The sequence below is a fragment of the Methylosinus sp. Ce-a6 genome, assembly GCF_009811655.1.
Classification (GTDB): domain Bacteria; phylum Pseudomonadota; class Alphaproteobacteria; order Rhizobiales; family Beijerinckiaceae; genus Methylosinus.
On record NZ_BGJX01000032.1, the window covers coordinates 1 to 12927 of the forward strand.

Sequence of the window (12927 nt, forward strand, 5' to 3'; positions counted from 1 at the left end):
TCCACAAAGACCTGAAGGCCCGCGCCGGCGCCTGACGCTTCAGCCTATCCCGCCTGCGGCCCACGCCGGATGCTTACAACAGTTCCGCCGCCTCGGCCTTTCCATCCTCTCCCTGCAGGCTCTCATGGAGCGCGAAAATGCGCCGGCGAAATCTCCGTCATGTTCGGATGCAGAAGGGGAGGAGGCTCATCGGCTTTCGCAAGCAGATCGAGAAGCTCAGCCTTGTGGGGTTCTAGGGCGCCGATCCGGTCTGACCTGCCCCTGAAAAACCCCACCAGCATCGATTAGAGTCCGGCCGATTTGATGACGGACGATGAAGAAGAAACGGTTCACGGAAGAGCAGGTCATCGGGATTTTGCGGGAGCAGGAAGCCGGCGCGAAGGCGGCGGACCTCGCGCGCAAATACGCGTTTCGGAGACGACGCTCTACAATTGGAAGGCCAAGTTCGGCGGGATGGACGTTTCCGAGGCCAAGCGGCTGAAGGCGCTGGAGGAGGAAAATGCGCGTCTGAAGAAGCTCTTGGCCGATCAGATGCTCGAAGCGGCGGCGCTTCGGGAGCTCTTGTCAAAAAAATGGTAGGGCCCGCCTCGAGCGCGACGGCGTCGCGCACCTTTGGGCCGTGTGATGGGCCTGTCGGAACGTCGGGCCTGCCGGATCGTCGCCATCGATCGCATCGTTTCCGACAATGGGACGGAGTTCACCTCGAACGCCGTCCTGTCCTGGTCGGATGAAAACAAGGTCGAATGGCGATTCATCACGCCGGGCAAGCCGATGCAGAATGGCTTCTGCGAGAGCTTCAACGGCGGCATGCGGGACGAGCTGCTCAACGAGACGCTGTTCTTCGGCCTCGACCACGCGAGAGAGAAGATCCGATCTTGGGTTCACGATTATAACCACCGGCGTCCGCATTCTTCGCGCGGCTATGCGACGCCGGCGGACTATGCGGCCGCGCTCACCGCAACAGGCGATCGGCTGCGCAACCCGGGCCAGCTCCGCCGATCGCCTGTTGCTCACCCCACGCCCGCGGGCGTATCAACCGCCGGGACTCGACTCGCCGCTGGATGAAACTTCGGGGGCAGGTCAGGCAGACGACGGCGGAGTCATCAAGATCGTGCACATCAAAAGCGGCAAACGGCGCTGACGTCTCGCAAAGCCCGTCCCGTCGGAGGCGGGCCTGCTCTTTCACAAAAGACGCGGGAGAGAGGGGCCGTATGGTCGATGAGTGTTGCTCGAGACCAGGCCGCCCTGCGGGGCAATGGGACGCGACGTTTTTTAAGCAAGATCCAGCTCTCTTGGAAACTGTTTTGTCGGAAATGGATGCGAGAGGATCGCATGACTATCGCCTCACCTTCCGAGGAGTCGCCGATGATCATTGCCGATCAGGGGAAAGCCGTGGCCACGTCGATCCTTCCATCTGAGCTCTCGAGACCGGCGCGTGGCGAAGCCGTCGCGAGTCCTTCGACGCGGCGTCTCGAGCTTCGCGTCGGCGGCATGACGTGTGATCATTGCGCTGCGACGGTGGAGAAGGCGCTGGCGAAGATCGCGGGCGTCGGGACGGCTCGGGTGAATTTGGCAATGAAAGTCGCGCGGATCGATTACGATCCGGCGATCGCCGAGATTACGCACATTTTGCGAGCAATCCGGTCCGCCGGCTATGTCCCGGGCGCGGCGATGGTGCAATTCCCGATCGGCAATATGCATTGCAGTTCGTGCGTGGTTCGGGTCGAGCTGGCGCTGCGCAAACTGCCCGGGGTCATCTGGGCGAGGGCGAATATCGGCCCGAATGTCGTCGACGTCGAATATCGCCCGGACAGCGTCGATTTCTCGGCAATGCGCAAGGCGATCGAATCGGCCGGTTATCGCGTGGCCGAGCCGAAGATCGAGCCCGAGAGCGAAACGCTCGATCCGGCCGAAGCGGCCAACGAACAAGAATACCGCGGCCTGATGCGCAAGTTCTGGCTCGCCGCCGCGATCTCGGCTCCGGTGATGGCGCTGAGCTACCCGGATCTCATCCCGGGCCTGCGCGAGTGGATGCCCATGGGGAGCGACACGCGACGCATCGTCTGGGCGCTGCTGGGCGTGCTGAGCCTGCCAGTGCTCGTCTGGGCCGGATCGCAGTTCTTCACCGGCATGTGGGACGCGCTGAAACATCGCGCGGCCAACATGCATACGCTGATCGCGATCGGCATCAGCGCCGCCTATGCCTATTCGGTCGTCGCCGTCGCCTGGCCCGGTTTCTTCCCCGAGATGAAGCTCGCGGAGGTGTTCTGGGACGTGACGGATGTCGTCGTGGCGCTCGTCGTCCTCGGCTTGGCCCTCGAGATCAAGGCCAAAGGACGCACGTCGCAGGCGATCAAAAAGCTGATCGGCCTTCAGGCGAAGACGGCGCGCGTGGTCCGCGACGGCAAGGAAGTCGATCTGCCGGTCGAAGAGGTCGTGGTCGGCGACACGGTCTTGGTGCGACCGGGCGAGAAGATTCCGGTCGACGGCAAAGTCGTTGGCGGAGCGAGCGCCGTCGACGAGTCGATGATCACCGGCGAGTCGATTCCCGTCGAAAAGCAGGTCGGGTCGGAAGTCATCGGCGGAACGCTCAACAAGACCGGGAGCTTCCGCTTCGAGGCGACGAAGGTCGGCAAGGACACGGCGCTCGCCAACATCATCCGAATGGTGAAGGACGCACAAGGATCGAAAGCGCCCATTCAGCGCGTCGTCGATGCGGTGTCCGGCTATTTCGTGCCGAGCGTGATGATCCTCGCGATTCTCGCTGCGATCGTCTGGTACGACTTCGGGCCGGAGCCGCGCGTCATCTTCCCGATCGTCGTGCTCGTGACCACTCTGATCATCGCCTGCCCCTGCGCATTGGGCCTCGCCACTCCCACCTCGCTCACTGTCGGGATCGGCAAAGGCGCCGAGAACGGTATTTTGATCCGCTCGGGCGACGCTCTTCAGGCGTCCGAGAAACTCGACGCGATCATTCTCGACAAGACCGGCACGATCACCAAGGGCGAGCCGGCGTTGACCGACGTCATCGCGACGGCCGGCCACGACGAGTCGATGGTTCTGCGACTGACCGCGTCGCTCGAACGTGGCTCGGAACATCCATTGGGTGAAGCGATCGTCAAGGGCGCCCAAGCGCGCAATCTCGTTCTGTCGGAGGCGGAGGGCTTCGCCGCGATTCCCGGCCATGGCGTGAGCGGCCGGATCGACGGCCGCGACGTTCTGTTCGGCAACGCCAAGCTGATGCGCGACCGCGGCGTCGCGATCGAGGCGTTGCAGGCGGAGTGGGAGCGCCTCGCGAGTGAGGGCAAGACCCCGATGTATGTGGCGATCGACGGCGCCGCAGGCGGCCTCATCGCCGTCGCCGACACAGTGAAGCCCGACTCCAAAGCGGCGATCGAGGCTTTGCAACAGTCGGGCATCGAGGTGGTCATGCTCACGGGAGACAATGAGCGCACCGCTCGCGCCATCGCCCGGCAGGTCGGCGTCGAGCGCGTCCTCTCCGAGGTCTTGCCCGACGACAAGGCGCATGAGGTCCAGAAGCTCCAGCTCGAAGGAAAATCCGTCGGCATGGTCGGCGATGGCGTCAACGACGCCCCGGCTCTGGCGCAGGCCGACGTCGGCTTCGCGATCGGCACGGGGACGGATGTCGCGATCGAAGCGAGCGACGTGACGCTGATCAAAGGCAGCCTGACGGGCGTGGTCACCGCGATCGAGATCAGTCGCGCGACAATGAGCAATGTGCGCCAGAACCTGTTCGGCGCATTCGGCTACAACGCGCTCGGCATCCCGGTGGCGATGGGGGTTCTTTATCCCTTCATCGGGCTTTTGCTGTCGCCGTTGATCGCCGCTGCGGCCATGGCGTTCAGCTCGGTGACGGTCGTCACCAACGCCAATCGTTTGCGCTTCTTCCAACCGAAGAGGCTGTGAGCCGTTCGCCCATTCACTTTTTAGAATTCGTTTCGGCCGCGAGGGATGCGAGATGTTCGATATTGGGCGCCATCAGCAGGGTAGGGGCTCTTCCGGACGAGCGATGCCGGGGACAGTCGGCGTTCTGGCGAATGTCGCGCTCGCCGGAACAATCTATCTCGCTTCGGTCATTGGCGGGTTCGCAAAGGACGACTCGTGGACGAGATGTCGCCGAGGCGGCTTCGACGAACGCATCGCCGGCTGTTCAGAGGTGATCGTCAGCAAGAGCAAGGAAGCAAAGCGCAATCGGGCGGCGGCCCATGCCTACCGGGGCGACGCGTATCGCGCCAAGGGCGAGTTGGATCGAGCAATTGCCGATTATGGCGCAGCCATCGCGGCCAAGCCGAACACCGCTTCCATCTTTCTGGGTCGAGGCGAGGCCTATCTGGCGAAAGGAGAGTTCGATCGTGCGATCGCCGATTTCGACAAGGCCTCGGCGCTCGACGGCGCTCTGGTCAGCGCCTATCTGGATCGCGCCAAAGCTCATGACGCCAAGGGCGATCTCGACAAGGCCATCTCGGATTTAGGCGAGGCGATACGGCTCGAGCCGAGCGCCGCCGCGACCTATCTGGATCGGGGCGAGGCTTATCGGGCCAGGGGCGATTTCGATCGAGCCCTCGCCGATTACGACCGAGCCATCGAACGCGATCCCACACGCGCAGCGGCTTTCGTCAGCCGGGCGGAGGTCTATCGCGACAGGGGCGATCTCGAGCGTGCAAGGAGCGACCTCGAAGCCGCTCTGAAGATCGACCCGCAACTCGAGCGCGCGAGGAGAGCGCTCGACGACATCGATGCGCTCATCGCCAAGAGGTCGGCTCCCGCTCCGACCGAGGCGGAGCCGGCCGCGGCTCCTGCGCCCGTTCCGCCGACACGCATGACCGCGGACCGATGGATCGTGACCTCTCTCGGCCTGGCGCTCATAGGCTTCATCGCGTGGTTCTTCTGGCTGAAGCAGACCAAGGGCGTTCGCACGTCCGAGACGACGGGCGGCTATCAAGAGGCGATGATCCTGGTCAAGGGCGGCTATACGCCGGACACGATCATTGTCACACACGGCCGTCCAGTGCGTCTGAATTTCCGCAGAGAAGAGACGGCGTCGTGCTCCGACAAGGTGGTGTTCGCCGATTTCCAGAAGACCGCCGACCTGCCGACGGGTCAAACCGTCGCAGTGGAATTGCTTCCGAAGGAACCGGGCGAGTTCGCCTTCGGATGCCCGATGGGCATGTTTCGCGGACGGCTCATCGTCGAATAGGGGGAAGAGATGTCACACGATCATTCGCAGCACGGCAGCCCGGGCGGCGACCAATCCGGCGGAGGGCTGCTGCGGTCGCGCGCGGGCATCGTTCTGATCGGGTTTCTGCTGATCGGCGGCGTTCTGCTGTTCACCGAACATCGCGCTCACGTGCTCGGCTTGCTGGTTTGGCTCCCCGTTCTCGCTTGCCCCCTCATGCATGTCTTCATGCATGGCGGACATGGCGGTCACGGAGGCCACGGTCGCAACGATCGCGGTCCGCGCGAGCAGTGAGAGGAGGACGCCGATGCATTCTGATACTCCTGCCTACGGCCTGTGGGGCCTCGCGTTCATCAACTCGGTCGTGTTCATCATGTTCGCTTACAGCTTCTTCAAGCCGCGCACGAGCCGCGACTGGCGCTCGTTCGGCGCGTTCAGCGCGTTCCTCGTCGCGCTCTTCACGGAGATGTACGGCTTTCCGCTGACCATCTACTTTTTGTCGGGATGGCTGCAGAGCCGCTTTCCAGACGTCGACTGGTTCTCGCACGACGCTGGCCACCTGCTGGAAATGCTGTTCGGTTGGCGCGCAAATCCACATTTCGGGCCGTTCCACATTCTGAGCTTCGTGCTGATCGGCGGAGGCTTCATACTCATCTCCGCAGCATGGAACGTGCTCTACAAGGCTCAGAAATGCGGCTCGCTCGCGGTCAGCGGACCCTATAGCTATGTGCGGCATCCGCAATATGTCGGGTTCGTGCTGGTCCTGTTCGGTTTCCTGCTGCAATGGCCGACGCTGCTCACCCTCGTCATGTTTCCCGTGCTTGTCGTCATGTATGTGAAGCTCGCCGGAACCGAGGAGCGCGAAGCGCTCGCGGAGTTTGGCGAGACCTATCGATACTACATGTCGAGAACGCCTGCCTTTTTCCCGCGCCTCGATCGGCTGTTCGGCGGCCGCTCTCCGGAGGACAGGATCGGATGACGTCAGGACGGATCGAGTGGCTGGCGGTCGTGGGACGCGGCCGAAGCCGTGGGCTTTCGACCGTCCGCGCCATCGATCTTGGCGGAACGACGCCGCGGCGGAAGAGAAAGGGCGCATCCTGTCGCCCGCGAAACGGAATGAAATGACAAGGCCGACGCTGTTTGGGAGGTAATTTGCTCCCGTTCGCAAAGGGTATCGACGATGACGCGCCGGCCGTCGTCGATCTGACGCATGCCGTCAGTTGGCTTTCACGCCGGCTATTTCAAGTCGCAATGACGCCGTTCGTCAAAAGAAGCTTGTCGAATAGGAATACTTGATTGGGGTCAGGAAATTCATCGTGTCCGGATTTCCCATGGTATTCACAGCGTGACAAAATGTCTCGAATAATATTGAGACGCGCCGTCTTTTTATCGTCGGCCTTCACGACGATCCAAGGAGCGAACACGCTATGCGTTCTGAGCAGCATCTCGTTGCGGGCCTCGGAATAATCCTTCCAATGCTTCAAGGCCTTTTCGTCGACAGGGCTGATCTTCCATTGACGCAATGGGTCTTCCCGCCGACGTTGCAGCCGTTGTTCTTGCTCATCGCGCGAAATGTCGAGATAGTACTTGATGATTTTGACGCCGCAATGGACGAGCAATTGCTCGAACATCGGCGCGGTCTGTATGAACTGTTCATATTCCTCGTTGGTGCAGAATCCCATGACGCGTTCGACGCCGGCGCGGTTGTACCAACTGCGATTAAAAATCACCGTTTCGCCACTGCTCGGCAGGTGCGCCACATAACGTTGGAAATACCATGATGCCCGATCATGGTCCGATGGTTTGCCAAGCGCGACGATCCGCGATTCGCGTGGGCTGAGGTGCTCGGTGATGCGCTTGGCCGCCCCGTCCTTGCCGGCGGCGTCCCGACCTTCCAAAATGACCAGAATCTTCTGCTCTTTCTTGATCACATGTTTTTGGAATCTCACGAGCTCGACCTGCGCGGCGCGCAGCGCCTCGCGGTAAGCGTCATCGCCGAATTCGGTTTCATCGTTTTCGGTTTCATCGATCATCCTGCGCCCTCGCATGAGTGTCCGCGGTGAAGCCACCGTTGCGTCTTCTCGAGTTCGTTCTGGAAGCGGCAATCGGCGAAGATCATATCGATCCGCGAGCCACGAGAGGCGAGCATCGCTTTTCGGGCCCGCTCGTCAGCCGCTGTCTTCCCCGCGCTCGGCCCGCGCGCCGCCGCTTTCTTTCGGGGTCAATCGGCCGACGGCTCTCGCTTCGGCTCGCCCTCGCCGATCCTTTGGACGAGAACCTGCACGATCCCGATTTGGCCTTTCACTATTTTCGTCAGCGCCTCGTCGACCGAGAACCAATGCACGCGGTCGATTTCCGGAACGTCAGAAAAGTATCCGGAGCGCGGCGGCCATCCGATTCGACACTCATCATTGCTTCGCAATTGGCTCGAATCGAAATCGTTCTCCGTCGCCCAAGCCGATACGAGCTTGCCGCTCGGCTGCACGAAAGTTCCCAGTTCGAAAAATTCTCCCGAAGCGACGATGCCCGTTTCTTCCTGAAGCTCACGCTTCGCCGCCTCGAAGGCGCTTTCCTTTTCGCAATCATATTCGCCCTTCGGAATAGACCACGAGCCGAGGTTCCTTCTTTTCCAAAAAGGGGCCGCCCGGATGCGCCAAAAGGACCTCGACGCCTCGGGAGCATCGCCGAAACAACGAGATTCCTGCGCTGCGCTTGATCATTGCGCGATCGACGTTTCTCGGGTTGCCAAACCAAAACGACTTCGGCGCGCCGACGCTGGAAGACAGACCACAAGGATACCACGACGGAGGCGGCTGCCGCCGCCGATATTTTGCATGATTGGGCCGACGCGATCGACTATGGCGTTCGCGTCCGCGTGCGCAGCTTTATCTAGACGATGCCGGAGGACGAACCGAGGGCGGTCTGGCGCGCCGTCGAGCGAGGTCCGTCCTTATTCGATGACGAGATAGCCTTCCGCGGTATCCTCGTGATAGTCGCCGAAGAAACGGTAACGGCCGATGGCCAGCGGTCGGATCTGCATGGTGATCGTTCCATTGCCGGCGACCAGCTTCTCGACCCGCAGGGTCTTGCTCTCGAATTCTTCCGGAGTGGAGTCGAGGTTCTTCACCACCAGAGTGATCGGCGTATTGGCGGGGGCGTGGATTTCAGCCGGCTGGAAGCGGTGATCCTTGATGGATATGCTCAACGACGCCTGCTCTGCGAGCGCGAAGGCCGTCGAGGCGGCGAGCGTGACGGCGCCGATCGATGACGCCAGAAACAACTTACCCGAAGTCTTCATTTTTCGCCTTTCTCGTCAGAATTCGACGCCGAGCTGAACCCGCGCCATATGGCGCGTGAAGTTCACGAGGTCCAGCGCATGCGTCGCGCCGCCGGCATGACCTCGAAGCTGGGTGGAGAACGCCGCCGACAAGAACATTTTCTTCGTCAGCCGCACATGCAGGGACGGGCCGGCGAAAAGCGCCTGTCCGTCGAGATTCTGGAAGGCGAACCCGCCGGTGTGATGGCGATAGTACTGCAACCCGCCGCCCAGCGCCACTATCGGCGTGACGCGATAGGTGAGGCCGCCGGTGACGCCGGTCGTCGATTCGCGGTCCCATTTGTTCTCGCCGAGCCCGCGTGAGATTTCCGGCTCATAGACCAAGTTCAGAGCGCCGTAGAAGCGGTCGGGGACGAGTTCGGTGTCGACGATGAGTTTCGTTTCGACTTCGAAAGCGGTCTCGCGATGGCCGCTGTTGCCCGAGACATGGCCCCATTCCGGCTCGACCTGGAACGTGACGCCGAACGGCGAGGGCCCGCGTTCGAGCAGGACATATCGGGCTTCGGCCGACAGGCCTCGCAAGCTGGTCCCCGAATAATCATCGAAACCGTCGACGCCGCGGATGCGGTGGTTGGCCCCGATCACCCCGAAGGAATATTGGAAATTCTGCGTCAGCGTGTGCTCGAGCTCGATTTTCTGCTCGATCGACCGGTAGTCGCCAGCATAGCCGTCTCGGGCGAGTCGCGCGAGAAAATCGTCCGCGCCCGGATCATAGGCGAGCCGGCGCTTGCCGAAGCGGACGAGGCTGATGAATTCGAGTTCCTTCTCGCCCTCCGCATCGATGTCGGCGCCCTCGGTGAAGCCGAAGAGGTAATGCGTGTCGATCTCGTGGAACCTATCGGAGCTCGGCTGTGCGAGCAGTCGTTCCAGAGGCGAGCCCGACGGCCCGCCCGCCAGATCGAAATGGTAGCTCAGCCCGGCGCGAATTGCGTGGAAGCGATTGCTCGCGCCGGTCAGCGTCGCAGCCCGAGTAAGCGTATCGCCGTCGGCGTTCGCCTCGTTGAACGCATGGCCGCCGCTGCGGCCGAGGTCGACATAGAGATATTCCAGTTTCGCCGACCACTCCGGCGAGAACGCCCATTCGAGCCCGCCGCCGGCCGCGAAGCCGGCATGGGTCCAGGCGTGAAAACCTTCGCCGGAATTGTTGCCGAGGGCGTCGACGTAAACGAAGCGACTGCCGCCGCCCCCATAGGCCAGACCGCCGGTCGCGTAGACGAGGAAAGTCGGCGTCGGCGCATAGCCGAGGCGCGCGCGCGTCGTGCCGAACCAATCGATCGTCTGATGCGCGGCCGCCAGTCTCGGCGCGATCGCCTTCGAGCCGCCGCTCAGGCCCGCCGCCTGAATATCGCTCTCCAGGCCGAACACGACATTGCCGGCCTGCCAGTTATGGCCGGCTTGGAACCCGCCGAGGACGCCGCCGGGATCGAGACCAGGCAATGTCCAGACCGCGCCGGTCGGAGCAAGCGCTTCGGTCTCGAAACCCGAAAGACGCGACCCCGAGCCTGAGCCGCCGCCGAAATTGGAGCCGATGTAGAAGCCCGCCCAAACGAATGGAGCTGGGACGTCGGCTGCGCTCGGCGGAGCAGGGCGAGGCGCAGGGTCGCCGGCGGCCGCCGGCGACGCGAGAGTGAGGATCGAGGCGATCGCCGCCGCGGAAAGCGGCGCCGAGCGATGCTCACTCCGGCGGCTCCTTACCGAACTCGAAGGATGCTCCTGTAGTCGAGAAAGCTTCCAAAGAACAAACATCGCGCGCTCCAGAAGTCTCTCTGTCTCCAGACTTGGAGAGAAAAGACATGTCTGCTGTTTCGTAACGTAATAACCAGGGTAGTTGTCGTATATATGTAGGTCAATGACAAAGATTTGGATCATTTCCAAGCTGGATATGGCCGGAATGTTACAACTTCTGATGTCGATTTACAGACAAGGCTCCGAAGGCCAGAAATTCCGGGGAGGGGATGCGGGCCGCGACGCACAGGCAAGCGCAGGAGCGCCGAGTCGGCGATCAGATCGAAGGACGCGTCGTCTATATGAAGGCGGAGTCGATATTGACAGACGCACGGACGCGTCAGCGGAGCACCGCTAATGACAATCCATTCCCGGCGGATGGACGACGGCCAGCAGGGATGACGCCGTCAGGATGGCGAGCCCCGCGCACTGCTCCAGCGCCACATTGCGGGCGAGCGCGATCATGCCGCCATTCGAATGCGTCGACAAACGCGGCGTGAGGACGAAGCGATTCACGGCGGCGATCGCGATCATCGCCGACGCCGCCGCGAACTTGAAAATCACGATCCGGCCCCATCCCGAGGCGACGAAAGACTCGAGCGATTGCGCTCGCGGGAGGGCGTTGACGACTCCGCCCAGAAGAATTGCGGCGACGGAGAGCATGCCGACTGGCGAAAAACGACGAAGGGCGAGCTCGGCGGCGAATCCTCCACCCGTCCGCAGAGAGTGGGCCAGTAGAAGACCGAGCGGCGGCAGAGCCCCGAGCCATACGGCGCCACCGACCACATGCAATCCGTAGGCAGCGGTCACGATCCAGCGTTCGTGGCCCGGCAAGGAGGCCGGATGGCCGATCCAGGCCTGACTCGCGAGCAGCGTGGCGGCAAGCGCAACGATGAGCACCGTCGCTCGATTGGGCGCGAACAGGCGCCGTCTGGCGACGAGCGCCGCAAGGGAGAGCATGATCGCCGCGATCACGCGGAACGCCCAGACCTTCCCGAAACTGGTTTCGAGAAAATAGGCCCGCAAGGTTTCGGTGTCGAAGAGCCCGCCGACGTCCTGGACGAGGTCGACGATGGAGACGCCGACCCAGAGCAGCGCCGAAAACGTCGCGACGAGAGTCGATGCCGTCAGCAGGGGGCGCATGACCTTCGCCACTGACGCCCAGTTCGCATCCGGGCGCCGAGGCGACGCATAGAACGGGAACAGCGACGCCCCGACAAGGAGCGTCGCCGCCGTGAATTGCGCCCATCGCGTCGCGACGAGCGCTGCGGCGAGCATCCCACTCACCGTTGAACGTCGAAGCCGAAGCTTCCCTGAGTCGTGTGCGAGTCGACCGACAAGGCTCGCCAGCGCACCGTATAATGCCCGGGTGGCAGAGGCTCGACCCCGACTTGCGCCGTAGTCCCGCTGACGCGAGGCTTGCCGGAATCGACCCGCGCTCCGGCCGAGTTCAGCACCTCGATCGAGGTGAAGGAACTTTCGACCTCCTGCGTGAAATAGAGGGAAACCGCCGAGGGCGCTCCGCTGATCGTGCTCCCCACCCGTGGGTCGGCGTGTTCGAGGATGGCGTGGGCGCGCGCCCCACCGGCGACGCCGGCGCAAAGGCACGCGAGAAGCATTGAAATGATCGTGCGACGCATGACTACCTGCCCCCTTCATACGAGACCGCCGTCGGGCGGCCGATCGTCGTCGGCAGAACGCCCGGGATGATCGGGCGACCGACGCTTCTCGGGAAAATATCGTCCAGATAGAAGTGGAGTTGAGCCAACCAGCCGATGTCCCGACCGCTTTTTCGGTTGATGGGGATGATGGCCTCGGCGCCGATTTGGAAGTAGTTGCCGACCCAGATGACGCCGGGATTGACCGTGCCTCTGGTCGTGAACCCGGACGTCTCTCGATTGGCGAGGGGGGTAACGAATCGCGCCTCGACGATCGGAATGAGCCGCGCAGCGAAATCCGGCAGGCCGATATCGACGACATTGCTCTGCAGATAGCGGAAATTGTAATGCAGCGTCCCGCCCCAGACCAGGAAGCGCGGATTGTGCTCGACGTCGAAATCGAACCCGCTGTCCGGATCGAAACCCGCCACCGTGACCGTGCGCGGCCAAGTCGGCACGGCGTAGCCGAACTGGCCGGTCACGCCGAAAGCCCGCGCCCAGGAGAGCGTATCGGGCACGAGGTCGCCGAACCCTTTGCCGAACCAGACGGTCGGCGTCAGCACGTTGAACTTCTCGGCGCCGACCGATGGATTGCCGGTCTTGCCCCATTCGACCGACAAGCCCGCAGACATTACGAATTCGGCTTCGGGATCGGTCAGGAACTGATATTTCAGCGTCGTTTCCAGATTTTGCCAGCCGCTGGCGCTCGGTCCGCCGGGCACGCGCAGACGCGTGAAGGCGGAGCCGATTGAGATGCCGACGTCATCGGTGATGCGTTTCGAAAACTCGCCGGAAATATCGAGCTGCCGCGCGGAAGGATCGTCGCCGTTCTTCAGCACGGAGATGGTGGGCAGCGACAATTCGTCGGCGACGCACGGGTCGTCGACCGCGAGTGTGGCTGGAAAGAACCTCGAGCCGACGAAACAATGGGCCCCGGCTTGTGTCGTAGAGAAGAGCGCGGTCAGGCTCGCGGCCGCCGCGGTGTAGACTCGGATTGTGCGCGTCATGAA

General features: G+C 62.6%; 11 protein-coding genes and 1 pseudogene. 5 read left to right on the forward strand and 7 right to left on the reverse strand.

Annotated elements, in window-relative coordinates:
- Positions 1 to 313 precede the first annotated feature (313 nt).
- The 5 genes and pseudogenes from Mspo_RS15895 to Mspo_RS15915 all read left to right on the forward strand — a co-directional run bounded on the left by Mspo_RS15895 (position 314) and on the right by Mspo_RS15915 (position 6176).
- A pseudogene (locus tag Mspo_RS15895) lies at positions 314 to 1065 on the forward strand (integrase core domain-containing protein).
- 300 nt (positions 1066 to 1365) lie between these two features.
- The gene (locus Mspo_RS15900; protein WP_159731432.1) at positions 1366 to 3927 is read left to right on the forward strand and encodes a copper-translocating P-type ATPase; all 2562 of its coding nucleotides are present in this window, start codon (positions 1366 to 1368) and stop codon (positions 3925 to 3927) included.
- 103 nt (positions 3928 to 4030) lie between these two features.
- Positions 4031 to 5218, forward strand: coding sequence for a tetratricopeptide repeat protein (locus Mspo_RS15905; protein WP_159731434.1), 1188 nt, complete (start codon positions 4031 to 4033; stop codon positions 5216 to 5218).
- 9 nt (positions 5219 to 5227) lie between these two features.
- Entirely contained in the window at positions 5228 to 5491 is a 264-nt protein-coding gene (locus Mspo_RS15910; protein WP_159731436.1) for a DUF2933 domain-containing protein, read from the forward strand.
- Between the two features lie 13 nt (positions 5492 to 5504).
- The gene (locus tag Mspo_RS15915; protein WP_159731492.1) at positions 5505 to 6176 is read left to right on the forward strand and encodes an isoprenylcysteine carboxylmethyltransferase family protein; all 672 of its coding nucleotides are present in this window, start codon (positions 5505 to 5507) and stop codon (positions 6174 to 6176) included.
- Positions 6177 to 6438: 262 nt separating this feature from the next.
- Here Mspo_RS15915 and ppk2 read toward each other — a convergent pair whose 3' ends face one another.
- The 7 genes from ppk2 to Mspo_RS15950 all read right to left on the reverse strand — a co-directional run bounded on the left by ppk2 (position 6439) and on the right by Mspo_RS15950 (position 12924).
- Complete coding sequence (gene ppk2 / locus Mspo_RS15920; RefSeq protein ID WP_159731438.1) at positions 6439 to 7230, reverse strand: polyphosphate kinase 2; 792 nt, start codon at positions 7228 to 7230, stop codon at positions 6439 to 6441.
- A 188-nt stretch (positions 7231 to 7418) separates the two neighbouring features.
- The gene (locus Mspo_RS15925; protein WP_306344972.1) at positions 7419 to 7847 is read right to left on the reverse strand and encodes an NUDIX domain-containing protein; all 429 of its coding nucleotides are present in this window, start codon (positions 7845 to 7847) and stop codon (positions 7419 to 7421) included.
- Positions 7848 to 8147: 300 nt separating this feature from the next.
- A complete protein-coding gene (locus tag Mspo_RS15930; RefSeq protein ID WP_159731440.1) occupies positions 8148 to 8495 on the reverse strand; it encodes a cupredoxin domain-containing protein in 348 nt (115 codons plus the stop codon).
- A 15-nt stretch (positions 8496 to 8510) separates the two neighbouring features.
- The gene (locus tag Mspo_RS15935; protein ID WP_306344971.1) at positions 8511 to 10403 is read right to left on the reverse strand and encodes an outer membrane protein; all 1893 of its coding nucleotides are present in this window, start codon (positions 10401 to 10403) and stop codon (positions 8511 to 8513) included.
- Between the two features lie 210 nt (positions 10404 to 10613).
- Complete coding sequence (locus Mspo_RS15940; protein ID WP_159731444.1) at positions 10614 to 11537, reverse strand: CopD family protein; 924 nt, start codon at positions 11535 to 11537, stop codon at positions 10614 to 10616.
- A gap of 5 nt (positions 11538 to 11542) precedes the next feature.
- The gene (locus Mspo_RS15945; protein ID WP_244613490.1) at positions 11543 to 11878 is read right to left on the reverse strand and encodes a copper resistance CopC family protein; all 336 of its coding nucleotides are present in this window, start codon (positions 11876 to 11878) and stop codon (positions 11543 to 11545) included.
- 23 nt (positions 11879 to 11901) lie between these two features.
- Positions 11902 to 12924: a hypothetical protein gene (locus Mspo_RS15950; protein WP_201281725.1), complete on the reverse strand. Its 1023-nt coding sequence runs from the start codon at positions 12922 to 12924 to the stop codon at positions 11902 to 11904.
- Positions 12925 to 12927: the final 3 nt, after the last annotated feature.